Source organism: Saprospiraceae bacterium, assembly GCA_016719615.1.
GTDB lineage: Bacteria > Bacteroidota > Bacteroidia > Chitinophagales > Saprospiraceae > Vicinibacter.
This window is the reverse complement of sequence record JADJYQ010000013.1, coordinates 14,273-39,493: the sequence shown is the minus strand read 5'-3', so window position 1 is coordinate 39,493 and position 25,221 is coordinate 14,273. Positions and strand designations below refer to the sequence as shown.

Sequence of the window (25,221 nt, the reverse complement as noted above, 5' to 3'; positions counted from 1 at the left end):
TAATAATGGAGTTCAAAAAATGTTATCATAGCATGAAATCAATTTATTAGTCTTATTTGTTTGACGCTAGTAGTTTGTCCTAAATTCCTTGAAGCCCAAGCCGGACTTGAATTCAACAAGAGTAAGCGGGTTAAAGCAACAACCACAAGTGCAGAAGTTAGGGAAGAAGATCCTGAGGAAGAAAATGCTGCCGAAGTAAAACCAGGAATGATTTTATTGGCAAACTTAGGAAAGTCGGGGTGCAATACAACCCAAAATAGAATTGGTAGCCAGTAAACGATTTGACAGTAGCGACAAAAAGAACTATAATTTCTTTGCAGAATCTGAGAATTATTTTAGGTTCACATGACAATAAAGATCGGAGGGCTTATTTGTGGATGAAAATGCAAACTTTTCATTTTTCAATACCATTGCATGGAAACCTTTTAAAGAATGTCTCAAAAAAGCGACTACTTTCTATTTAAATTTTTCATACCAAGGTAAACTTTTGCCATCAATGACAGCACAAACAAATCCCGGAATCTTTAATTTAAATCTGGGATTGATTTCGTCTTGTTTAATAATTTTTCACTTATGGCTCACATTTTTCTTCAAATCAGCGATAGCGAAAGTTTTCAAAAACTTTCTACTGGGTCTTGAGACAATACCGATTTTGTAAACTTGGATTCAAAGCTGTGTTGGACTTCTTGGATCAGGATCAAGGCATTAGGTCTGAATATAGGATTTATCATTAATAACAGAAGAGACCAAAGCCTTTCATCAATCGAATGATGCAGTTATTCCTGTAATTGAAATTGAAATTTTCTACTAATATTAATAAAAAAAAATTTTAATATGTGGCATCGCAATTATTAATCCACATCTGACATTATCAAAACAATGTTGGTTCCAATGCTTTATGCAGTACAAGTTTTGTTCCATTCAAACTAAAGCGTTTATCAAGGAAAACCTATACTGAAGTTCAAGTGCAAGCAGAAACAATACCTGGATTTCCCGAGTCAAAATTATTTTTTGTTTAAATTTTATCAATCAACAAACAACAAATCCTATATATTTGGTGATTTCCTTGCCCGGAGCAGTGCATTCCGGATCATCCAATGCTACTCGTAGGGCAATTTAACATCCCTAATACGTTCAACAAAAATCATTTTGAAGCTATCTTAGCAGCAGCTATGGCTGATGCTTCAAAGTTAATAGGTGTTGCGATTTCCTTTAGGGGCGGCGGGAGTGTTGAAAACAGTTTAACTTTATTTCTTCATAGTGTAACTTCAATAGACCGGAAACCATCGCAACCTGCATTTATAACCATTTAAATATTTTACAATGACATATTCAAGAGTTTTTGATCCGAAAACAGATCGATTGATCTCTTCCGGTACCCAGGATAATCCATGTGTTACAAATTTTTATAAAGCACCTATAGCATCCTTTATAGAAAGTAATCAACAATCTGCTTACTTTGAAGTTGATAGTGTACTAATTTCTGGGGAAGTGCATTTCAGGTTAAAAGCAATACCAATCAATGGGCAATCTACACCTATTTATGTTGGAGAATTGCCTTGTCCTGATCATTCCTCACCCAGGGCGGCATTATTAAGTTTAATAAATTTGAAAGAGCTCATATTTTGGAGGTACTGCTAGAGTCACCTTTAACTATACAATTTTTATGTATCCACAAATGCAGAATATCAAATAACAATCTTGCTTATGCTGTTTATGGTCATACAGGGACCATTCCACTAACGGATCCTGATCTTGGCCATAAAATTTATGTATCTGAGTCAAGTAAAAAATAAGCAAGAATAAAAGTTAAATATTGAATTTTGACTACAAATATCGAATTTGGAATCTACTTTCAACTAATTATTTATATTTTTTATTTATCGATTGGGTACGTATGTGCGCAAAGTAAAATTCATTTCCCCGAAACTTGCGACTTCATTTCTGAATCACCTGAAGGCCTGATTTATTTGGGGACAACCCATCAGGTTTTCGTATTTGATGGGAGAGAATTTGTCAGAAAAAAACTGGTCGAAAAGGGAAGCCCTAATATTCAAAGCAATTTTTATTTTGATCAATTCGACAAAATATGGTTTTGCAATTATGAAAGCCTGGTTTGTTTTGACAAAAGAACTCAGAAGTCGATTAGTTTCCAGATTCAGGCCAGTAATGGCACATATCTGACCAGTGATTACCATTGTTTTGGTTGGGCACAAGCTAATAAACGCTTGTGGATAAAGCACGGCAGTGATGTTCTTCAATTTGATATAGAATCAAAGCAATTTATACTTGTTGCCCAGAATATAGGTGGAAAAAGAATTACAGCAAATGAGAAGAGGCAACAATATTATGCTTATTACTTTACCTATCATCCATCGGTCTTTCAAGCAGACAGTTTACATTCTGAAGGAACAACTGTAAAGAGTTGGATAAATTGGCCCTCATATTGTCTTTTACAAGATATTCTGATTCAAAGTGATGGCAGCTTGCTTTTGTTTGGAGATAAGGGCCTTTTTCTTGGGGATCCTCAACACTTTTTGGTAAAGAGCTATTTGGCAAAAACAAGCTATTCAAAACGTCCTTGTGCAATTATGCAGATGAAATTCAATGTGCTTGCTTCTACCAGCGATCGGGGTTTGGTAAGGATCCAATTCGAGAAACATTGAATATTTCAGGTGGCAGGCTTTTCGTGACGGACATAAAAGACCCTGTGCAAAGAAAATGTTCAAGACTAGGGATGGTAGCGTTACACTCAGTTCTTATGGAATTTTTAGCAGTATTAAATCCAAATTCCTTCTCATTCAACCATTTTCATTTCCAAATCTTTTGAAGGCAATATGTCCAGTAATTGTCAATGGTAAATATTATGTCACTTTTCAAGAAATTGAAATTTTATCAGTCAGGTATGAAGAAGACCAATCGAAAATGTCACCTATTGATAAATTAAAAGGATCTTAATATTCAGAACAATAAAATACCATACTATTATTTCCAATAGCTTTATGTATTTTTAATGAACCTACAGGGTCCTGGTAATAACAAAAATGGAGGTTCTTCCTAAAGATCGAATTTTCAGGTTTTTTCAGTCGGCTGATGGAGACAAATATTTATGTACGACAGATCGAAAAATCCTAAGGTATTCCGGAGATTATTGGTATGAATTGGATCTCCCGAATCCTCAAACAAAAATGTACCACTATGTTAATGCTATCAATCGTAAATATCTCATCACGGGTCTGAACGAAGATCTTATAAGAACTACAATACAATGGTCCCAAAAGTAATGTGCGAAATACCATTTGTTGCGACTTGTATGACTAGGTGTATGACGCCAATCAGAACAAATTTTATTTTTCAAGTTCCATTGGTTAATTAGTAATACCTGGATAATTTTGAACTTAAAAATCCGATGCCATAGATAACAAGGTTAAATACATGTGTGTATTGTAAGTGATGCCGAAGCGAAAATCTGGGGAAGCCGAAATGCATCAGGCTTGTTTCAGTGATGATCCCGTACAAATCAATGAAAACGTATTGGAACCATTCATGAATGAGAAAACAAATACTTGCGGAGCTTGTGGTGCCATCCAAGGGATTCCATTTTCTTTTCCGGCACAGAAATTAACTACGTTTAATCCCATTAGTTGTAGATAAGCAATCTGCCCCGGATGTACTTGAATCAATTGATCGTTAATTCAATAAAGTTCTTCTCGTGAGGATAAGCTTCTATTTTAGATAGTTTGGTGTTGCCACCTCAAACTAATCCGCTGTGCTTCACCATAAATTCAACTCATATGATCACCCTGAAGTAGCAATATTCAATATTATTTAGCCCCTATAGAAATCTTCCTGGAATCATTTTTAGAATTCGAAGTGGCAGTAAACTATATTTCAACAAACTCGAAAATATACTTTTTATTGCTGTACAACATTACAGATCTTTCTGCGAAAGTAATTTGCAAGAATTTCCGATTGAAATTTTAGCTCCATTCTGATGAAGCCCTGGTTCCGCTTTTAAGTGGTAATACCATAGTTTTTTTAGTTTTACATTGCTTTTGGGGATTATAACTTGCACCCACCAACGCCAACTCGAAAAAGGACCTGCTACTCCGCGAGCAACGTTTGTTGATCGACAAAAACAAGCTATCGAACAGAACGCACCGCATAGCGCCAGGTGAAATGTAGCGATGACTTGGGATCAGGACTCAACAACCTATTCGTTACTCTCAGTGATCGCGCTATGCGCCAGCTTCCAATCAGATGAGGAAAAGTCGCAGATCCGGAAAATAGCAGAACAAAGCAAATAGCCTATTGCGCAAATGTCTGAAATCATTTGGGCCCTGGAACCCGCGTAACGACAACTTCGGAAACTTATGGTCTATCTGCGCCATTAAGGCCATGAATATTTGAAGAACACGGGAATGCCTTTTGTTAAGGGAACAACAAGCCTTTCCAGAATATATCAAAATTAGTGGGGAGAAGGAGAAACATTCTATTGTCAGTAAAAGAAGTCTTACAATAATTTGGTCAAGCACGCGCATGCAAGTCAAGCCATTATTCATTGTACTTTCAAAGAACAAAGTGTTTGTATTTCCATATCTGACGATGGCCACGGATTTGATGTGCAACAAGTAAGTGACAAAGGCAATGGCTTATATAACTTGCGTAAACGCATGGAAACACTCCAGGGTACAGTAAACATTCAATCGTCAGTAAGCGGCAGTATGATCACGCTATGCTTCCCGGTTGAAGCGGAATTGGTCTAACAAAAGTTATATTTATCAATTGACCTTTGTCTGGCATCTTTGAGTAAAAAAGAATGAAAATTTTTACAGTTTACCTTGACGGCACCAGATCGAATACCACAATAATTACCTGATGTCAATGGAAATCATTCGTTGCAATGGAACCGCCGTTAGTAAAAATCTGTCCTCTCGGCGCAGAACATATATTTAAGGCAGGTGATCACGAATACCGCCTGAGACTTACTAATAGTCTGGTTGGTAGTTACGTCGATTTGCACCGCGACGGAATAGCCACTGCGGAATCCAATAAAACTGGCTGTCTGGTAATACTCTGCAAACGGTCATCCCTGTAGTAATAACTTTGATTATATTTATCGATGGACAAACTGAATTTCCATTTATGCTGTACTTTAGATTCCGATCGGGCTTAATTATTACGAAAATGAACTTTGCTATCCCGGAAGATCTGAAAGACGTTGTTGTCGCGTTGCAGGAGCTGATCAATGCCGAAACCAACATGCAATGCAAACAAGTATACCACAATGCAGAAGACGCCATCCGGTTTTTGCCACAAAAGCCGGCAGATATTTTAATAGTCGATATTGGTTTGCCACGTGCCAGTGGCATTGAAGCGATGCTTCAGTTGGCTCCCAAGTGTCCTTCCATGCAGTATTGTATGTTTACCGTTTATGAAGACGACGAAAAAATATTTAAACCGCTTCCAGTAGGAGCAAAGGTTACATTCTTAAGGCGCCGCAACTGAAAACTCATAACTGCCTTGTGTGAATTATACGAAGGAGGATCTCCCATGTCTCCAAGTATTGCGCGTCGGGTATTGGATGTATTCCAAAAATGGACTCCGAACATTAAAAATGATCCCAAGGACTTACCTATCACCTCACGCGAACGCGAATTATTGGAGTGGCTCGCACAAGGCTTGTTGTATAAAGAGATTGCTGATAAGATGGGCATCACTACGGGTACCGTCAAACAACATATCCATAAAATCTACGATAAATTGCAGGTCAGCAATCGGACCGAAGCCGTGAACAGACTCAAAAATTTAATCTAACGTTTCCAATACTATTCAAATATGCTACTTGGATGAATTATTGCGCAATAGAATAGAATACTACAGCAGTATTTGATTATTGACTATTGGGTTGATATAACAAAAGTTAGGTTTTGATTAAAATAATTGCATAATAAGTTTGTGCAAAAAATTAATCATGAAAAAAGTAATTATTCTCCTTCTCATTTTTAACTCAGGACTACTTTATTGCCAAACTGTTTTAAATAGTATTCAAACAAAATCTCCCAAAAGCACCATTAAGGCAATTACACTGATTGATTTAGAAACAAAACGGCCTCAGTTGATTATTCTGATGTTCAATTTGTTGATACATCGTTTCAAAGAAAATCAAATGATCTAATTGGAGAATCTTATTGACACATTGCAAAACCAAATTCAAAAGGACAAAAGAAATCTAGTGAAATTTATAAATTAAGACAAAAGCCAAAAGAGTCAGCAAGAATTGAATACTAGTTAAGAAGTAAATCAGCTGATGTAAATAACCTTCTTTAAATTAAATTTGAATCAATCAAAATACAAAGATGATAACATTGCAATAACTAGAGAATGTGAAGTAAACTATTATTTACTGGAGGATAAATTGAAAGATTTAAAATTGAATTATTCATCTACATTAATGAGTAAAAGGGAATTTATAGATAGTGTTGATATCATGATGAAATCAATATACATGACGTGGTTTGAAATAGAATTGATAAAGAGAAACTTTGACACTAACTGATGAAGTTGAAAGCTTGGTAATCGTGTTATTTATAATTCAGATAGTAAAAAATTATCTGTCGAAAGCGATACTTTATAAATTGGACTTGTATAGGGAATTATTCATATAAACGACTGATTTAAAGAATTGAGGGATAGAATTTCAAGTCTTGAGGAGAAAATCACAAAAAACAGATGCATTAAACGGAATTGCAGCTTCTCCAGCAATTTCCAATTTTGCTAATAAATATTCCCCTTCATTGACGCTACAGGCAACAGCCAAATTTGGTAAATCTTATAATGAACTGGGCTTATTTACGGGAGGTTTATTTTCAGAAAATGCTAATCTAAATGAAAACTTATATTTTCCGGAATTAAGCGATTTTTCAATTTATTATAAAGGTAGTACCACCGCAATTGCATTAGTCAATGAGAATCAAAAGACTGGTTTAAATTATGAAATATATTATATGAGTAAACAGTTTGCTGGGGATTCAATTTTAGGTATTAGTGGATTCAAATATCAGTCAGTGCAATTTAAGTCGGGTTTTGAATTTGTTATTTACAAAGATGTGATTAGTATATATGGTAATATAAACTTACATATGCCCATAACGAATAAAATTAATTTAGAAAAAATAATTGGTACAGTAGAACTGATCAGGTAAATTTTGATGCTGGTGTAAAAATGTTATTAAGTCCATCACAACAGAATAATACTGGCACAAAGCTATTTAAATCTAAACTTTATGTTTTGAATCAGTCTATGAAAATGCCATAGGAGCAAATGACAATATTTTACCGAATTTAAAATTGGAATTGAACAACGTCTGACAAAGTTTTGAGCTCCTTAATTTTATATTATTGATGAAAGTTCTTGACAACCTTTGTCCTCAATGTGTGAAGTAATCATATTTCAACAAGAACGTAAGGGCCGCAATAGCGGCCTTTTTGTTTTGTAATACTTCGTATCGTTTTTCAAGTTATAATAATCAATTCATATGGATGGAATTTAAAACAATAGTAAAATATATAAACAACTGGATGTCACTAAGAATGAAAACCTTTAAATCCAATCTTTTCCTTTTGTAAATTTCTACCTTATGAGATAAGGTATGGACTGACATATTGCCCACAAGCCTAAACCCCTACAAGCCTACCATCCTCCAATCCGATATATCTAAAATGAGGGTAGTATACCCCCCCAAAGCCCCCCTAACCAAAGTTATATTTCCAAATTCTATATTCTCCAGCATTTTTGACCCACAATTAAAAATCAGAATTATGAAAAAGTATATCATTTGTATTGTCTTTACTATCCTGGTAGGGGATTTTTGTTTCGCCCAAAACGGCCCTGCCGAGCAATGGAATTACTTTGCCGGTGGTTCAAAAAATGAACAAGCTGTTTTTGTTTTAGAATGTTCAGATGGTGGCTCACTTCTCATTGGAAGTACAGATTCTAACGATGGCATGGTATCCGGTCAGCATGGACTTACGGATGCTTGGATCGTCAAAAGACGAGCCAACGGAACTACTGAATGGCAACAATGTATTGGTTCAAGAGAAGCTGAATATGCGCATCAGGCAGTTGAAGTTTCAGATGGCTATGTAATTGTAGGCCAAAAGGATTACGATGCATGGATTTTTAAAATCAATAAATCCGGCGGACTTATCTGGGAACAAACACACCCATCTGTTATAGACAATAGAAGTTCTGCCTTTCATGCGATAGCAAAGAAAACAGATGGTACTTTCCTGGTTGGCGGTTATACGAATGGTTATGGTGGCGCAGCCATTTTATATAACCTAAGTAGTGTTGGAAGTCGACTAGGTGGTGTAAGTTATACGATTGGTGATATCATTTATGAAATTAGGTTCACCTCAGATGGTAATGTTTTAGTCATGGGAAATTTCCATCCCGTTGAAGAGGGGTGTTATGCCAATAGTGAAGTGCTTTACTATAGTGATGTTTGGATGGCAAAAATCAATAGGAATAACTACGATGTAATTTGGAATAAATATTATGGCGGTACCACAGCAGATGATTTTGTCGATGGTGAAATTACAACTACTGATGAAGTTTACTTGCTGGGCCGTACCTATTGTAAAGGGCAGATCACCGGACCCAACAATATCGGTAGTAACTGGCCGGATAATTATGCTTTTACATGGTTGGCAAGAGTGAATTCATCCGGGATTTTAACTCATGTGAAAATTGTGACCAGCCATCCGTTTCTTCTTGATTACACTGCAAATTATCATTGTGTTACCGTAGATTGTAATAATCTACCGGTTATTGGTGGGCAAAGCGGGAATTTAATAGGACAATATCCCGCCATCGCTAAATATAATTCCATTCTTTCTGATATAATCTGGTATGCTGAAACTTCTGGATCTGACATGGTAACACGTGTTTTAAGTGATATTCGGCGACATTCTGATGCAGGTTATCTGGCTGCAGGTTATTGGGATGATGGAGATCTCGATTATTTTTTGCTTAAAACTGAAAAGGATCCCGATTGTGCACCACCCGCAAACAAATGTCAAAACATTACTCCTATTTCCTGTGGACAAACCTATACTGGAAACACCTCAGGCAGAAGCAGTGCTTTTAGTATTTCTGATTTGAACACTTGCCATACATCAGCAAATAATTTTTCTGCTGGCGATCAATTGTTTGAAATCTATAAACCCAATAGCTCAGGTGATTTAGTCATCACTTTATTTAGTACAAACATCGATCATGATATTTTTCTACTTTCATCTTGCAATCCGGTCCAATGTTTATATAGAAGCGCAAACAGTGTAGCAGCAAATGGGAATAATATTGAAATCATTCGCGTCAATAATGCTGCAGCAGGATATTATTATATTCTTGTGGATGGACCAACGACGAGCCAGGTAGGTCCTTTTACACTCACTGCAAATTGTGGATTGTTGGATTGTGGTAACGCAAAGCCCATCGAATGCAAACAAACGCTGTTCAATGAATCCAACCAAAATGGTTTTAACAATGTGAGTTTGTATTGTAATCCTTCTAAAATTTCAGATCCCGGTACGGGTTGTACTGGAAAGGAAAAAGTATATTCATTTCTGTTGAATTCCAGTCAGAATGTTACCATCAGTCTGACCAACATCAGAGATCCGAATGATGATTTTGAAATGTTTTTATTTAAGGATTGTAATGAGGATGTATGTTTGGCTTCTAGTGTAAATCCTAAAGGTCAAAATGAGACGATAACGATGCAACTTTCAGCAGGGAGGTATTACATTGTGGTAGACGGCTGGAAGAATAGTGAGGGAAATTATGATATTGCGGTAGACTGGAATTGTTGTACCAACCCGATCGAATTGTATAATTGTGGTTTTGTCACTTATAAGTACTCAGGAAATGGTAATAATCTGTTATACACTTTTACAAGTACAAAAGCCATAGCTCCCGGTAGAAAATGGAAAGTCGGAAATAATGAAGTACAAACTGCAGGATCCACCAGCTTTCAATATACATTTCCGAGTCAAGGCGAATACATCATTTGTTTTCCATACCTGAATACTAACAACTGTTTGGAATACTGTTGTTACCGCATATGGATTGCCAATCCGTTTGATTGTTTCCTTTTTGATTATCGTTTCAATTCCAACAGCAATAATTACACATTTACCTTAGACCTTCCGGGTGCAACGAATATAGTTTGGAAAGATGATACAGGAGGGGGCACTATTGGTGGCGGGCCAATCTCCAATCCAATTCCTGCCCCACCGGGCAGCGGATGTGTAGAAAAAACCATTACGGTAACGTATTACCTTAACGGAAGGTGGTATATCTGCTGCCGTAAAATCTGGATTTGCAATCCATTCGATTGTTTAGAATTTGATTATCGCTACGATTTGAATTCAGGTGGCATGATTTTCCAATTAAACACTCAGGGAGCAACTAACATTACCTGGAAAGATGATACCGGCGGAGGAGATATTGGCGGAGGACCCATATCCAGGCCGATTCCTGTTCCACCTAATCCGGGTGATTGCATCGAACGAATAATTTCCGTAAAGTATTTTGCTAACGGTCGTTGGTATATATGCTGTAGAAGGGTGTGGATCTGCAATCCATTCGAATGTTTTGAATTCGATTTTCGCTATGATTTAAATTCAAACGGAATGGTTTTTAATCTGAACACATCAGGAGCAACTAACATCACCTGGAAAGATGATACCGGCGGTGGAGATATTGGAGGTGGGCCCATTTCAAATCCGATTCCTGTACCACCCAATCCCGGTGATTGTATTGAGCGAATCATCTCTGTCAAATATTTCGCTAACGGACGTTGGTATATATGTTGTCGTCGGGTTTGGATTTGCAATCCCTTTGAATGTGGAAACATTATTTTCCGTTATGATGGAAACGCCAAAACTTATCAATTTGAATTGACCCAGAGTGGGGCATCTCAAGTGACCTGGAAAGATGATACAGGCGGAGGCGACATTGGTGGCGGGCCCATTTCAAATCCAATACCTCCACCATCGACGGGTCCTTGCGAAGAACGGATTATAACGGCCCGTTATTTTTATAATGGTCGTTGGTACATCTGTTGTAAAAGGTTTTGGTTATGCGATCCCAAAATTTGTGCAGGCATCATTCAATCTCAGGTACTGCCGTCAGGACAACTTATATTGAATGTATCAGCCAGCTACTCCAACGTGCTTTGGTATAATCAAAAGACGGGCGCATTGCTGGGTACTGGGCCATCCCTTCAAGTCAACTTTCCTATGGCAGCAGTCAGGAAATTTGTGTCCAATATAATGATCAAGGCAGGACCTATATGTGTTGTAAACGCATGATAATTGTTGGAACCTTGAATTCAAATGAATCTGATCTTCAGGTTCAGGTATACCCGAATCCGGTAAATGAAAAATGAATATTCATATTCAATTGCCAAAATCATAATGACTTTAAAGTCAGTTTGATAAATCTCTATGGATCAGAGCTGAATTCGGTTGATGTTTCGACATGTGATTTTAAAGAAATGAGTTGGAACACTGAATCATTGGCTTCAGGAATCTATTTTATAAGAATTACTGGCAAGGCACAACAAATTATTCAAAGAATAGAAATTATACATTAAAATGAACCTCTAGATAGTGCCGGAACCAAACGGCAGTCCGGCACTATCCATTATTCGGTATTTTAATTCCAAGGCATTAAAGAATTTGAAATATTCTAAATCATTTAACATGAAAAAAATTTTATTAAATTAGCTACTTCAGCTTTTATTTTAAGTAACTACCTTCTTTATTTCCTGCAATAAAGAAGAAGATGAAATTTCGCGTACCGATATATTGACAGGTACAATCTGGCGGGAGTTCTCATTTGTCGTAAATGGAATTGATGAACCAATCAGTGATTGCGATGCAGATGATAAGTATTTTTTGTAAAGATGGAATTTTATGTATTGACATGGGTATAATGGATTGCGGATTCTAAAAATATAACATACCTTGGAAATTATCAGAAGATGGCAGGATATTGTATGCTGGTATTGATGATGTAGACTATGAGCCATGGAAAATTTTGGAGATAAATAGTAAGAAGATTAAAATGGAGTACAATGATATGGTGGATTCAGCTTTGCAGATAATTACGTTGATACCTTATTAATGTGTTTAAGATTAGCAATGTAAATCCCAAGGTCAATGCAGGAACAAAGTAGATGAACCAAGGAATTAGGGATTGGGATTATAAATTTGGTTCCGGTGTTAAAATTTATAATCTCATATATGCTCCCAAGAGTTGTAAAGCCTGATAAACAATATAAAATACCAATTAAAGCAAAACGCAGAGGCTCATAGAGGAAGGAAGGGAAGAAAATGAATCTAAAAAGTAGATGTCACACCCTGAGCAGGTTTTAAGCTTTTAGCTTTTACCTTTTCGCTTTAAGCTCTCCCACTCATTCCACCATCCCAACATACTGCTGCAATGAAATGCGATCAATGGTACCTAACACTTGTTCGTTTTCCACAACGAGCAGCAATTCGTTGGCGCTTTGCATATTGTGGAGTGCATTTGTGAGGCTTGTATCCGGATGAATGCTTAATAGTGATTTATGACTGATGTCGGATATTTTTGATTCTGGATTTTGTTTGACAGCCGTTTTGATCTGTTGTGCAGAAACCCAACCGCTGTAACTTCCCATAAGATTGATCACCGGAAAATATTGATACGGATAATGTAAAATGAGCTCATGTGCAGTTTTAAGATCCAGATACTCAGTTAATGGCGGAACATCTTTTTGATAACAAGTTCTTACTGTTTTATTTTTGAGTGCCGTATCCAAAGCAACAGAACGGTATTCCTGAGAAGCACTTAAGAAAATAAAAACGCCGATTAATGCCAGCGTGTATGCTGAATAATAAAGACCGATGGCTATTAGGACTATACAGATCGCTTGTCCGGCCAAAGAGGCAATACGCGTAGCTTTAGCCTGCCGAAATTCATAGAAAGTAAAGCCCGCAAACGCGACCTCCATCCATCGGAAAAGCAGGAATCATGTTGAAGAGAACCAACATGATATTAGAGATCATCAACAAAGGCAAAAATCCCGACCAGTTTCCAAAATGAATGTTTTCCAAAAGATCCAGACTAAAATATTGATATCCATGTATATACTAAGAAAAATGAAAAGCAACAATGCGATGACAACATTTACCATTGGGCCCATAATGGCTACAATCAATTCCTGGATAGGTTTTTTCAGGCATATTGCGCAATCGTGCTACACCGCCAATAGGTAGCAGGATAATATCTTCTGTTTGATACCATAACGTTGTGCGGTAAGGGCATGCCCAAATTCATGTAAGACCACACAAAAAACATAGCAAGAATAAAGCAAACTTCAATGACGATCTCTTTGGTAGATGCACCTCGGAAAGACCGGAACCAATGATATAAATTAGAATCAATAGAAAGGTCCAGTGGATTTTCACGGGAATTTTCGTGAAGGACCCTATATACCAGGCTTTTTCGAACATGGAAGCATTGTTAGTTGATAGTTGTTAGTTGTTAGTTGATGGTTGCTGGAATGAAGTTTTCAGTTGGTAGTCTTGAAGAAGTTTTCAATTGGCAGTTAACAGATCACAGTAAAGAAGAAGCTAATGTTGATTCGCAATAAATAACGAATTAAAAATTCAATAAATATTCAGTATATGTAAACCTAACAAGTGTTAGTTTTGTTACCATAATCCATAATCTCTTCCAAGCTTTAGCCTTCAGCCTTTCCCCTATAATCCTACTCCCCCACATCGGTTGATACAACTGCCCCTGCAAGATTGCTCTTGATATAACAATGCGCTGTACTTCGGAAGTTCCTCGTAGATCTGGGTAATTTTAGCATCCCGCATCAGGCGTTCTACATGGTATTCCTTTACAAAGCCATACCCGCCATGAATTTGAACGGCTTCAACCGTGTGTTTCATGGCGACATCAGATGCAAACAATTTTGCCATGCTGGCAGCTGTTGTAAAATCCATACCCTGATCTTTCATCCATGCTGCTCTTAGCACCATCAATTTTGCTGCTTCGACTTCAGTGGCCATATCTGCAAGTTTGAATGCAATGGCCTGATGCTGTGCAATGGGTTTGCCAAAAGTTGCCCGTTCTTTGGCATAGTTGATGGCCAACTCATATGCACCGGAAGCGATACCTAATGCTTGTGAGGCAATTCCAATGCGGCCACCGGTTAAGGTTTTCATGGCAAATTTGAAACCGTCTCCTGCCGGACCCAGCAAATTTTCTTTAGGCACTTTTACGTCATTGTACATGATCGTATGTGTATCTGATGAGCGAATACCTAACTTATCTTCCTTTGCGCCTATGATCACGCCCGGCCATGAAGTTTCTACAATAAAAGTGCAAATACCTCTGCTGCCCTGAGTGGGGTCAGCTTGCGCCATCACGAGATGTACATTGGAGCTGCCTCCATTGGTGATCCAGTTTTTGGTACCGTTTAATAGATAATGATCTCCACAATCAACAGCCATGGTCTTTTGTGCGGTGGCGTCACTCCCGGCTTCGGGTTCGGAGAGGCAAAATGCGCCAATCCATTCTCCTGTTGCAAGTTTTGGCAAGTATTTTTGTTTCTGTTCTTCAGTGCCCATTTTTCGATTCCCCAACAGACGAGACTATTATTCACAGACATGATGACAGAGCAGGAATTATCAATTTTACTGATTTCGGTCATGGCTAAAACATAGGAAATGGTGTCCATACCGCCTCCGCCATATTCAGGAGAGACCATCATGCCCAAAAATCCGAGTTCGGCCATTTTCTGGACTTGCTCTTTCGGGTAGATCATTTTAGAATCTCTTTCGATCACACCCGGTAATAATTCCCTGCGGGCAAACTCCCTGGCGGCCTCCTGTACGGCCAATTGTTCTTCAGTTAAGGTAAAATACATATCAATCGATTAAACCGCGAAGATAAAACCAAAGATGCAGAGTTTGTGGGACTGAATAGCAGTCAGGCTTGAACGATATCCCTTTTTTTTTCACAGGAGTAGTGAGATATATCAAAAGTAATGAACCCGATCGCATGAAATTTTTCATTTCAGCTGAAATGTTGCCAATTTTTGAAATTTTTTAAAAAAAATTACTCACAATTATATGATATTCAATGTATTAGTTCAATAATTCATAAAATGATAATTTAAAATAGCAAAATATCTATAAATTTGTTACTTCAAAATTGCAAAATGAATTATTTGATTGAAAAATCTCAAAGATTGACCAGTAAATTGGATGTTCTGCATCCCAGATATTTATTTAATCAAATTGATTGGACTCAAAGACTAATTGCCATAAAAGGAGCAAGAGGCACTGGTAAGACTATATTATTACTGCAATATTTAAAGAGCTTAAACTTGCCTGGAAATATGGCAATCTACATAAGCCTGGATGATTTTTATTTTACTTCGAATTCACTAATGGACTTCGCTCATCACTTTTATTTAAAAGGGGGAAAAATACTGGCGATTGATGAAGTGCATAAATATCCAAATTGGTCTCGCGAGTTAAAAAATGTTTACGACAGTTATCCGGATTTGAAATTGGTTTTCACCAGTTCCTCAATTTTGGAACTTTACAAGGGAATTGGTGATCTCAGTCGGAGATTAACTAGTTACCAGCTTTATGGACTTTCTTATAGGAATTTTGCTCATGAATGGAAATATTTCTTTAGAACCAATATCTCTGGAAGATGTACTATATAAACACGAAGAGATCGCTTTAGATTATTCCCGGAAATTAAGGCCATTTGAATATTTTGAGGCCTATCTGAAAATCGGATATTATCCATATCATTTGGAGGGGAAAAGGTCTATGCCCAAAAATTGCTTCAAGTTATAACGATGATTCTGGAAAATGATTTGCCTTCTGTTGAGTCCATCGAATATGAAAGTATTTATAAACTAAGAAAACTTTTGTATCATATTTCAGTTTCTGTTCCTTTTAAACCTAATATCAGTAAACTTGCAGAAATTATTCAGACAAACAGAAATGCGTTAATGCATTATTTTAAAATATTGGAAAAAGCGGAACTTATCCATCAGCTATTGCCAATGGGCAGGGATGCCGGTGTCATGCGAAAGGCAGAAAAAATATACCTGCAAAACACAAATGTGATGTATGCTTTGGCCCCTGGACATTGTGAAATAGGACAGGTAAGGCAATGCTTTTTATTAAATCAATTAAAAAATGCCCATCAAGTCAAAGCCGCATTATATGGGGATTTTTTAGTGAATGAAAAATATATTTTAGAAGTTGATGGAAAAAATAAAACAAATAGGCAAATTAAAAATTATCAAAATGCTTTTTTGGTTAAGGACCAAATTGAAATCGGCAACAGACAGACGATTCCTATTTGGTTATTTGGTATGTTGTATTAGTAAGATTACTTTTTTGGTAAAATTTAATACTGCAACTCCAGCTCAACAGCCTTCGGAAACAAAATATTATTCTCCAGGTGAATGTGCATGTGCAAATCATCTTCAAAGTCTTTCAACATAGAAAACGCCACCCGATAGGTTGTGCAAGCATCCGGTGGAGGGGTGTAGGCATCGCTAAGTTGTGAGATTTTACGAAAACGATCGCCTTCCACATCGTGTTCGCGATGCATCATTTGGATGGGATTTTCTACAGTTCCAAAAGGAGGTCTTTCAAGTCTTTGATTCTGTTGATTAGCATGAACCATTTGGCGGATGTAAGGAAACAAGATTAATTCTTCCTTTTTGCATATGATTGCTCAATTCCAAAGCCGAAGTTTTAAATTCTTTGGTGATTTCATACAATTCCGGGTGATTACTTCCATGTACCTTACAAAGTTTGTCCAGAAATGGAGGAATTGTTTCGATCATTTGTTCAACGTATCGATGATGTTTTTTTTCGATGTAATCTGCGAGCAAATCCGGAGACCAGGATTGAAAATCAATGGCTTGTCCTTCGGTTTGTCTGGACACATGATCCAATTGGTGAAGGAGTTCGTTTTCATCAATATTTTGTTTTTGCAGACTTCATGAACGGTTTTTCCGCCTTTGCAACAAAGTCAATGCCGTATTTCTGAAATACAGCGGCTGTCCGATAATCCCTGGCTACAAAGGAACCAACAGTAGGCTGAGATGTAATGTCTAATGTGATCATAGCTATCAATTTTATTTTAAAAATGTTTTGCGCTTTTGAATGTCTTTTGATAAATCCAAGAGACTGGTATGTTCCAACATTTGTCTGAGCTCTTCGCGTAATGCTTTAAACTTAAAATGCAGCGGACAAGGTTTTTTCTCATTACAATGCGCAAAACCCAGTGCGCAGTCCATATATATGGAGTCCCCATCAATGGCTGCCACTATTTCGCTTAAGCTGGTTTTTTGCAGCTTTGATTTTTTGATCTCAAAACCACCTGTCGGGCCTTTTTGGGAGTCGATGATTTTTGATTTTACCAGCTTCTGTAGAATTTTAGAGGTAAACGAAATCGGTGATTGGATTTCTTCAGCAATCTCCTGTAGCCCCACCCTGGCATTGCCTTCCGATTTCATGGCGATATAAAGGCTGGCTTTTATAGCATATTCGCAAGCTTTGGAGAACATGTTTCTGAATTTTTTACAAAGTTAAACTATATTCTATAATAATGGACATATTTGTCCGTTATTATTTTAATTGAAAATTTTATTAAAAATGTGCATTTCATACTTGAAAACACGAGTTTTTAATGGAAAGGACAAGTCTAAGGGCTGAAACCAACTCCTTTATTTTATATCTAGGCTGTAGAAGTGTGATTTTAATTTTTAAGTAAGGAGAAAGTTATAAATTTATCTTTTGAATTGGCAATTCAAAGTTTAAAATCTGGTATGCTTATTATTAAAAAAATTTTCTATCCATGAGAAATTTGATTTCACTCTTATTCATGTTTGTTTTGGTCTGCAATCTCCAAAGTCAAAACGCACAAGCCTGTTCTTCTCCGCAACACAGGCAGTTTGACTTTTGGCTTGGGAAATGGGAAGTTTTAAATCCAAAGGGGATTAAGGTGGGTGAAAATGTGATTCAGTATATACAAGACTCTTGCGTCATTCTCGAAAATTGGAAATCAGCCCAGTTAACGGGTACCAGTTATAATTATTACGATCCAACTGAGAAAACATGGAATCAGTTATACCTCGATAATAAAGGCACGATTCTGAAATTAAAAGGAAATTTTGTGATGGGTAAGATGATTGTGGAAAGTGAAACAATCAAAGGAAAAAATTACAATTACAAGAACAAAATTACCTGGCAAGTATTGGAATATGGTACGGTCTCTCAGAAATGGGATATTGTAGATGCAGATGGTAAAATATTAAGTGTGGCCTTTGATGGAATTTATAAACGGATGTAATTTTTTAACTGATACCAGTTTTATTTAAAAGTATGGATTGGCTTGTTAGGAGGAATTCAACCCAAATGCTGTTGCCAATTATTGAAAGCATCACACTTGCCAAATTATTTCGTTTTGAAATTTTAATTATTTTATTTGATGCTCAAGTTGATATCATGAAGCAAGTTGAAATTTTAAAATTAACAACGAACGACATTGGCCGTTTGCAACAAATAAGTCGGCAAACATTTACAGAAACATTTGCATCTGTAAATTCTACAGAGAATATGAAAAAGTATTTGGACGAGGAATTTTCAATCGAGAAACTATTATCTGAGCTAAGTGATGGAAATTCGGAATTTTATTTTGCGACATATGACAAAGATGTTGTAGGGTATCTGAAATTAAACTTTGGCCAGGCACAGACCGAATTGAAATCTGATCTGGGTGTGGAAATAGAAAGGATTTATGTGCTCAGGGAATTTCAGGGTAAAAACTTAGGGCAGGATCTTTTTAACAAAGCTCTTGAAATGGCTGGAAACAAAAATGCAGATTATATTTGGTTGGGAGTTTGGGAGAAAAACCACAAGGCTATAAAGTTTTATGAGAAAAATGGTTTTCAAACATTTGATAAACACTTATTCAAATTGGGCGGTGAAGTGCAGACGGATCTTATGATGAAACTTGACCTGAAAGAAGACCGGGTATTAATACAATCTGAAAATTATTTAATATGAATATGTATACTACTGATATTTGGGGTGGCTAAATGAAAGAATTTATCGTTTAGTCATGAGTGATACCATACCGGCCAAAACAAAGAAAATTGCTATTTTTGTAGAATTATGACAAAGAATACTTTGATAAAGGATATTAATACTCTACTGGAATCCATTGAAGACCTAGATAAACTGGAAGCCATTTATGAGCTGGTTGAATATTATAGAACACAAAGAATATTAGGACCTGGAATTATTTAACCCAAGAACAAAAAGACCACATCCTAAGAGCTTTTGACGAATCAGAGAATGACGATAATTTGGTTCCAATGACTGAAGTATTTAAGCGCTAAATGGAAATACGCTTTGCAAAAACTGCTACGTTTGATTTAAATAACATTCTAGAGTATCATTCAAATGAATGGGGAGAAAAGGCAGCCGTAAAATTCCAATCCAAACTTGAACACTTAATGAATTTAATAAGTTCCAATTCATATTTAGGAGTTCTAGAGAATTCGTGGAATAGAATTTACGGCATTTTATTGATTAAAAATGTTAGAGTATATTATAGGATCCGCGATGAAAAACTTATTATACCTGCCTTAAAAACTGAAAGTCTTACCAAAATACCTTACACAAAAGCAAGTATAAAAATTAAAATATGAAACACCTCATGGATTTCACAATTACTAAACCTGGGCAACTATTCAATTACCGTTACCAAAATTGCGTATATGGTAATACTTGGTTAGCTTGTTGGATTATACTTTGGTTGACAAATCGAATACTTTATCGCTACAAAAAATTTGATGAGGGGCAAAAGTTTACCATCTACACCATCGTCAAATAATTCCTTTTCGTTTTTTTTATTTCCGCAGCTCTCAAACTTCTTGGCATTGATGTTACTGTACTTATTGCAGGTTCTGCCGCGTTGTTGGTTGGTATTGGTTTGGGATTGCAAGGCCTGTTTTACGATTTCATTTCAGGGATAATTCTTTTAGCCGAAGGAACAATTAAAATTGGAAATGTAATTCAGATTGGAGATAAACGGGTGGAGATTTTAGCCATCCGTTTCAGAACTTCTGTTGTAAAAACCCGTGATGAAAAAGAAATCATAATTCCTAATTCATTTCTCACAAAAAATGAAATCATCAACTGGTCAAATCAAAAAAATATCAACCGCCATTACATATCCGTTCAGGTAAATGAAAAGGATGTAGAAAAAGCCATGATACTGATGCAGCAAGTAGCAAAAACTCACCCCAAAGTAATTGCAAAACCCGAACCGTATGTAAGAATTGAGGAGTTCACCGATTACTCCGTTTCGCTAAAGCTTTTGTTTTGGTCAGAAGAAGTGTTTGCCGTAGGCAGAATGTTAGGCGATCTCCGCTTGTTGGTTTTAAAATCATTCCGTGAGAACCATATTGTTATTCCCGTGCCACATCAAGTAATTACAATAAATAGATAATTTTCCATGCTCATTGTATTTGCCTTACTCATTCTCATCATCATTTTGTTTGCGTTAGACAAATTCCCGCCCGATTCTGTTATTCTATTAAGCTTAATTGCACTGGTTGTCTCAGGGACGATTACCCCTTCTCAGGCATTTGCGGGTTTCGGAAGCGATTTCATCATCATGCTTTCTTCTATTTTTATTATCAGTGCATCCTTGCAGCATAATGGAGTGGTTGAATACCTCAGCAATAAACTCACAAGTAATGTAAGCGGTAATTATTTTCTCACAACAGCCACCATCATGCTGTCAGTTGGAGTGCTTTCTGCATTCATGAATAACACCACAGTGGCTGCCGTAATGGTTTTACCCATTTTGGGAATGTGTAAAAATCAGGGCAGGCACCCTCCCCTCTATTTAATGCCTATGGCGTTTGCTTCACTACTTGGTGGCACTTGCGTTAATCGGCACTTCTACCAACATTGCAGGAAGTAATTTTTTATTGGAAAATGGGATAGAACCAATCGGTATGTTTGAGTTTTTGCCAATTGGTTTAGCGCTGCTTGTTGTTTGCACATTGTTGTTTGCGTTTTTCGGAAACCGAATTTTGCCCAATATTCTTTCTATTGAAACTCAAACAAAAAAAAATGACCGTTATTTTCTTGCCCATATATACATTACTCATCAATCTTCTCTTGTAGGAAAATCAATTCTATCCCTGAACGATGCCGACCTTACTTTCACCAAAGTCGAAAACGCGGAACAATCTTTTGATTTTAACTCCGATTATATCATTCAGCAAAATGATAACCTCTATCTAAGAGCAACCAGTGAAGCACTCAAATTATTCTATCATAAACATAATATTTCCGAAACAGCCAATCCTCTTGAAACGTTTAAATCTGAGATTGTTGAGTTGATGGTTCTGCCTTCCTCTTTCATTGCTAACACGACAATTAACGAATCAAATTTCCGCCACAAAACAGGGCTTATACCTATCGGTCTGTTCCGAAAGGGCGAAAGTATATCTTCCAATATTCTCGACATAAAAATTAAAACAGGTGACATCCTTATTGCCGAAGGACTTGAAGAAGAAATTGACGGGGTTCGTCAGCGAAATAATTTTATTGTCCTTACGCAACAACCTAAATCAAACCTTCCCCACTTAAGAAAAGGTTTTATAGCATTGGCAATTTTTGTATTGGCAGTAATTGTAGGTGCTATCGAATTTTACCCATGAGCATTTCATTTTTATCAGCAGTGTTACTGTCTATGTCATTTAAAGTATTACCAACTGATGTAGTTTATTCAAAAGTTGACTGGCGGCTTATTATACTCATTGGCGGTATGACCGCCTTTGGAACAGCCATCAAACAAACAGGTGGCGATGTCTATCTCGCAAATCAAATCACCACAATTTTTTCAGGTGCAAACAATGTTCTTATACTCCTCGCTTTTATGATCCTCACTGTTTTACTTACACAACCTATGAGCAATGCTGCCGCTGCATTGGTAATTCTTCCAATCGCACTGCAAACAGCAAACAGCATTGGTGCCGATCCTAGAAGTTTTGCCGTTGCAATAATTCTTTCAGCATCTATTTCTATGGTAACACCTTTTGAACCCGCATCGCTATTGGTTTTGGGTCCGGGCAGATATAAAATATCTCACTTCTTTAAAATAGGCGGTGTGCTTACGGTGATAGGTTTATTTATCATTCTGCTGATGATTCGTTACCTATATAGAATTGAATAATCCCAATATGTTTATTAAATTGAAGCTTCTCCGTAGATTGGTAACAAAATAATTTATCGAGGAATAAACTATAGAATACATATTGATGCCAACTGATGTTTCCTAAAATGCATTTGATGCGCGTAAAGTTGCTATCGCTAAGGTAAACATTAAAGTTCCAATATGAATTGACCTTATATTGAATAGCAGGCCAATAACCATTATATAGGAAACTGCTTAAATCAAATATTTTCGTTCATATATAAAATCACATTTTCTAAAACAAACTACGAAGAAGCGATCTGTGAAAGTAGGAAAAAGAAAGAAGGTTGTAGATTGATGGAATTCTTGTTGCTCCTTGGTAAAAAAGACTCCGCCTATAAAACTGTTTTGCCTCCATTCCACTGATGCAATTTTCTTTCACGTTTGGCTGAGATTTATTAACTTAGCGTTTGTTAAGCTGCAGTGAATGAGGCACGACGTCAATACCAAATCGTTATAGAAAAATATACCTACTGAACAGGGTATCTGAATTAAATTATGATAGAAAATAGAATAATTAATATTGCAATTGGATTTGTTACAGGTCGATTGTTGTTTCAAAATGTATTAAAAACTTATATTAACAATTGGCTTGAACACGGTTTGATAGAGAATAAAAATGTGAGAATTCATGTTTTGGTTTCTTACGATTTGCGTTACAAAAACACCAATACCAATGACTATAAAAAAGTACCAAAGGAACTTCTTGATTTGGTTGATTCCATACATTTTTACGGGGTCCATGAAGTAAATGAAGAAATTGAATTTTTGGCAAAAACCGACAATACAATTGATATAGAGGACTGTCATTTGCTTTTTGGCGAAGGGTATGCTAAGAAAAGAAACATTATAACCTACTTTGCAATAAAACTAAAAATGGACAAGTTGTTGTTCATAGACGATGATGAGTACCCTTTAGCAACCTACAAAAATAAAAATGGTGGTTTGTTGTGGATGGGGCAAAGTATCTTAAGTACACATTTGAGATTTAATGACGAAGCAGATATAACCCATGGATTACATTGTGGATATATTTCACCTATTCCTTATTTGAGGTTTAATGACACTTTAACTGAAAATGATTTTAGATTATTCATTGAAGCCCTTAGCAATGATATCATTACTTGGGATAAAATGAAAAAAGTCATTATTAACCAAAAAGGAGTAACGTTTTCTGATGAAGAAATTTTAACAAAACAGCTATCATACGAAGTTGAAGAAGTCAATGGAATGAAATTTATTTCAGGTGCAAATCTTTGTTTCAACTTAAAGAATTATAAATTATTTCCACCTTTTTATAATCCACCTGGTGCAAGAGGTGAAGATACTTTCATGAGCACATCTTTAACAAAATTGAAAGTTGTGAAAGTGCCTTGCTATGCTTTTCACGATGGGTTCTCTATGTATAACAACTTATTAAATGGTGTGTTGCCCGTCGAATTAAAGCCAATAGAAAACACCAGTAATGAAATTCTAATGCGTTTTGTGAATGCTTCTGTTGGTTGGATTAGATATAAACCTTTGTTGGTTTACATTACGGATAAAGAGAATTTTGAAGCGACTATGAAAACAATGGAGGATAACTTAAAAGCCACTATTCCAAAATTATGTTCTTATTTTAAAACAGATTATTTTAATAAAATAATAGTTGAATTTGAAAAATACAGAAAGAATGTAAAAAAACACTTTATTGAATTTGAAAAAACTAAATCAACTTGGAATAGATTATTGGAAAACGCTATTTAACAAGTGAGTAAAACTTGTCTGCTAATAACAGCACCTAACCAAATGTGGCGGTTCAGTGGTTAAATCAAACTTTGTTCTTCTTTTAAAGTTTTGGCCTGGTTGACAGTGAAGTGCTACGAAGTCGTCAACTTCGGGTAGCTGAAAATCTTTGGCGGCAAATCCATTGGACTTTGCAAGCCATAAAATGAAAAGCAATGAAATTATACATACTTCTCTTTATTAGCATTCAGGCAATTTAAACCTCGTGCAGCGGACATCAGACTCCACATGCTTTTGACAAGAGTGCCACTTTAACAGTCGGCGAAACTGTCAAGTAACTGGGAAATAATATTTTGCTAGTTTATCAGGACAAGTATGATAATTACTGGTTTGGCAGCTGGGAGACTGGTTTGTATCGCTTTGACGGAAAAACAATCCTTCATTTTACAACGAAAAGTGAGTTGCCACACAACAGAATAGAAGAAATTATAGAGGACAAATCAGAAAATATTTTCATAAATACCAGTAATGGTATCAGCAAATTTGATAGACAAAAATTCACCACATTGAGTATTGCTAATGCGGGCAACGATTGGAAATTAGTACCAAACGACCTGTGGTAAGAAATGGGCGAAGTGGCATAAAGGCCTGTAAACAAGATCTACTCTCAAATGGTTACTTACTAAATTCAAAGAGAATCCGAATTTATTTTATCACTGGAAATTGGTTCATCCATAGATTGTTTTTATTACATTCGTGATTGAACAGGAAGAGCTGCAATATGCAGCATACCTGTCAGATGGACATTTTGTCTATCATGGTGTTCATGATCACACTGCAATAGTGCCTGCAATGTATAACCCACTTTTTATTGACGACTCAATATATAAGGTGCAATTTAATGTAGAATTATTGGCACACCAGCAGGTTAAAACAGACTTCCTGACTTTCATTGAGTATTCCGGCCAAAATGAGCCACTGATTCCGGAGCAAATTGAGCCACCGATTCCGGAGTAAAGTGAGCCACCGATTCCGGAGCAAAGTGAGCCACTCAAGGCAGTATGATTTGAGACCTATTTTGAAGTAAAAATTACTTCAAGATGGCCAATCAAATTGTA

Annotated in this window: 29 protein-coding genes and 2 pseudogenes; 27 read left to right on the top strand and 4 right to left on the bottom strand. The window is 36.4% G+C overall.

Annotated elements, in window-relative coordinates:
• Positions 1-60 precede the first annotated feature (60 nt).
• The 14 genes from IPM92_17475 (at position 61) to IPM92_17410 (ending at position 11,660) form a co-directional block, all read left to right on the top strand.
• Positions 61-276: a hypothetical protein gene (locus IPM92_17475; protein MBK9110099.1), complete on the top strand. Its 216-nt coding sequence runs from the start codon at positions 61-63 to the stop codon at positions 274-276.
• Between the two features lie 821 nt (positions 277-1,097).
• Entirely contained in the window at positions 1,098-1,313 is a 216-nt protein-coding gene (locus IPM92_17470; protein ID MBK9110098.1) for a hypothetical protein, read from the top strand.
• 10 nt (positions 1,314-1,323) lie between these two features.
• Positions 1,324-1,641, top strand: a complete 318-nt coding sequence (locus tag IPM92_17465) for a hypothetical protein (protein ID MBK9110097.1) — start codon at positions 1,324-1,326, stop codon at positions 1,639-1,641.
• Between the two features lie 182 nt (positions 1,642-1,823).
• Positions 1,824-2,666 (top strand): hypothetical protein, encoded by an 843-nt coding sequence (locus IPM92_17460; GenBank protein ID MBK9110096.1) that lies wholly within the window; start codon positions 1,824-1,826, stop codon positions 2,664-2,666.
• A gap of 55 nt (positions 2,667-2,721) precedes the next feature.
• Positions 2,722-2,958, top strand: coding sequence for a hypothetical protein (locus IPM92_17455; GenBank protein MBK9110095.1), 237 nt, complete (start codon positions 2,722-2,724; stop codon positions 2,956-2,958).
• An 86-nt stretch (positions 2,959-3,044) separates the two neighbouring features.
• Positions 3,045-3,284, top strand: a complete 240-nt coding sequence (locus IPM92_17450) for a hypothetical protein (GenBank protein ID MBK9110094.1) — start codon at positions 3,045-3,047, stop codon at positions 3,282-3,284.
• Positions 3,285-3,453: 169 nt separating this feature from the next.
• Positions 3,454-3,654: a hypothetical protein gene (locus IPM92_17445; GenBank protein MBK9110093.1), complete on the top strand. Its 201-nt coding sequence runs from the start codon at positions 3,454-3,456 to the stop codon at positions 3,652-3,654.
• A gap of 869 nt (positions 3,655-4,523) precedes the next feature.
• Positions 4,524-4,766, top strand: a complete 243-nt coding sequence (locus IPM92_17440; GenBank protein MBK9110092.1) for a hypothetical protein — start codon at positions 4,524-4,526, stop codon at positions 4,764-4,766.
• A gap of 137 nt (positions 4,767-4,903) precedes the next feature.
• Complete coding sequence (locus IPM92_17435) at positions 4,904-5,098, top strand: hypothetical protein (GenBank protein ID MBK9110091.1); 195 nt, start codon at positions 4,904-4,906, stop codon at positions 5,096-5,098.
• An 89-nt stretch (positions 5,099-5,187) separates the two neighbouring features.
• Complete coding sequence (locus tag IPM92_17430) at positions 5,188-5,508, top strand: response regulator (GenBank protein ID MBK9110090.1); 321 nt, start codon at positions 5,188-5,190, stop codon at positions 5,506-5,508.
• Between the two features lie 15 nt (positions 5,509-5,523).
• Positions 5,524-5,817 carry a response regulator transcription factor gene (locus IPM92_17425; GenBank protein ID MBK9110089.1) on the top strand — a complete coding sequence of 98 codons (294 nt, stop codon included), beginning with the start codon at positions 5,524-5,526 and terminating at the stop codon, positions 5,815-5,817.
• A gap of 890 nt (positions 5,818-6,707) precedes the next feature.
• Positions 6,708-7,205 (top strand): hypothetical protein, encoded by a 498-nt coding sequence (locus IPM92_17420; protein ID MBK9110088.1) that lies wholly within the window; start codon positions 6,708-6,710, stop codon positions 7,203-7,205.
• A gap of 616 nt (positions 7,206-7,821) precedes the next feature.
• Positions 7,822-11,376, top strand: coding sequence for a PPC domain-containing protein (locus tag IPM92_17415; protein MBK9110087.1), 3,555 nt, complete (start codon positions 7,822-7,824; stop codon positions 11,374-11,376).
• A gap of 122 nt (positions 11,377-11,498) precedes the next feature.
• Positions 11,499-11,660, top strand: a complete 162-nt coding sequence (locus IPM92_17410) for a hypothetical protein (GenBank protein MBK9110086.1) — start codon at positions 11,499-11,501, stop codon at positions 11,658-11,660.
• 822 nt (positions 11,661-12,482) lie between these two features.
• Here the strand turns inward: IPM92_17410 and IPM92_17405 are convergent.
• Both IPM92_17405 and IPM92_17400 read right to left on the bottom strand, forming a co-directional pair.
• Positions 12,483-13,061, bottom strand: coding sequence for a CBS domain-containing protein (locus IPM92_17405; protein ID MBK9110085.1), 579 nt, complete (start codon positions 13,059-13,061; stop codon positions 12,483-12,485).
• A 650-nt stretch (positions 13,062-13,711) separates the two neighbouring features.
• Positions 13,712-14,987, bottom strand: a pseudogene (locus tag IPM92_17400) (acyl-CoA dehydrogenase family protein).
• A gap of 294 nt (positions 14,988-15,281) precedes the next feature.
• On the opposite strand from IPM92_17400, the gene IPM92_17395 reads away from it, so the two are divergent.
• Positions 15,282-15,797, top strand: a complete 516-nt coding sequence (locus tag IPM92_17395; GenBank protein MBK9110084.1) for an AAA family ATPase — start codon at positions 15,282-15,284, stop codon at positions 15,795-15,797.
• Positions 15,798-15,935: 138 nt separating this feature from the next.
• Positions 15,936-16,472, top strand: a complete 537-nt coding sequence (locus IPM92_17390) for a hypothetical protein (GenBank protein MBK9110083.1) — start codon at positions 15,936-15,938, stop codon at positions 16,470-16,472.
• Between the two features lie 23 nt (positions 16,473-16,495).
• Here IPM92_17390 and ric read toward each other — a convergent pair.
• Together ric and IPM92_17380 are read right to left on the bottom strand one after the other, a co-directional pair.
• Positions 16,496-17,223, bottom strand: a pseudogene (gene ric / locus IPM92_17385) (iron-sulfur cluster repair di-iron protein).
• Positions 17,224-17,234: 11 nt separating this feature from the next.
• A complete protein-coding gene (locus IPM92_17380; protein MBK9110082.1) occupies positions 17,235-17,666 on the bottom strand; it encodes an Rrf2 family transcriptional regulator in 432 nt (143 codons plus the stop codon).
• A gap of 290 nt (positions 17,667-17,956) precedes the next feature.
• Here IPM92_17380 and IPM92_17375 point away from each other — a divergent pair, with 290 nt between their 5' ends.
• From IPM92_17375 to IPM92_17325, 11 genes are all read left to right on the top strand, one after another.
• Positions 17,957-18,451, top strand: a complete 495-nt coding sequence (locus IPM92_17375; protein ID MBK9110081.1) for a hypothetical protein — start codon at positions 17,957-17,959, stop codon at positions 18,449-18,451.
• 155 nt (positions 18,452-18,606) lie between these two features.
• Entirely contained in the window at positions 18,607-19,167 is a 561-nt protein-coding gene (locus tag IPM92_17370; protein ID MBK9110080.1) for a GNAT family N-acetyltransferase, read from the top strand.
• Positions 19,168-19,502: 335 nt separating this feature from the next.
• On the top strand, positions 19,503-19,814 hold the full coding sequence (locus IPM92_17365; GenBank protein ID MBK9110079.1) for a type II toxin-antitoxin system RelE/ParE family toxin: 312 nt from the start codon (positions 19,503-19,505) through the stop codon (positions 19,812-19,814).
• The gene (locus tag IPM92_17360) at positions 19,811-19,999 is read left to right on the top strand and encodes a hypothetical protein (GenBank protein MBK9110078.1); all 189 of its coding nucleotides are present in this window, start codon (positions 19,811-19,813) and stop codon (positions 19,997-19,999) included. Before IPM92_17365 ends, IPM92_17360 begins: the two co-directional genes overlap by 4 nt.
• A gap of 18 nt (positions 20,000-20,017) precedes the next feature.
• Entirely contained in the window at positions 20,018-20,617 is a 600-nt protein-coding gene (locus IPM92_17355; GenBank protein ID MBK9110077.1) for a mechanosensitive ion channel, read from the top strand.
• A 6-nt stretch (positions 20,618-20,623) separates the two neighbouring features.
• Positions 20,624-21,097 (top strand): anion permease, encoded by a 474-nt coding sequence (locus tag IPM92_17350; protein ID MBK9110076.1) that lies wholly within the window; start codon positions 20,624-20,626, stop codon positions 21,095-21,097.
• Entirely contained in the window at positions 21,036-21,842 is an 807-nt protein-coding gene (locus tag IPM92_17345; protein MBK9110075.1) for an SLC13 family permease, read from the top strand. The genes IPM92_17350 and IPM92_17345 overlap by 62 nt, the downstream gene beginning before the upstream one ends.
• Positions 21,839-22,357 (top strand): anion permease, encoded by a 519-nt coding sequence (locus IPM92_17340; protein MBK9110074.1) that lies wholly within the window; start codon positions 21,839-21,841, stop codon positions 22,355-22,357. Before IPM92_17345 ends, IPM92_17340 begins: the two co-directional genes overlap by 4 nt.
• 519 nt (positions 22,358-22,876) lie before the next feature.
• On the top strand, positions 22,877-24,124 hold the full coding sequence (locus tag IPM92_17335) for a hypothetical protein (protein ID MBK9110073.1): 1,248 nt from the start codon (positions 22,877-22,879) through the stop codon (positions 24,122-24,124).
• 332 nt (positions 24,125-24,456) lie between these two features.
• Positions 24,457-24,726, top strand: a complete 270-nt coding sequence (locus IPM92_17330; protein MBK9110072.1) for a hypothetical protein — start codon at positions 24,457-24,459, stop codon at positions 24,724-24,726.
• A gap of 133 nt (positions 24,727-24,859) precedes the next feature.
• The gene (locus IPM92_17325) at positions 24,860-25,120 is read left to right on the top strand and encodes a DUF1398 family protein (protein MBK9110071.1); all 261 of its coding nucleotides are present in this window, start codon (positions 24,860-24,862) and stop codon (positions 25,118-25,120) included.
• Positions 25,121-25,221 lie beyond the last annotated feature (101 nt).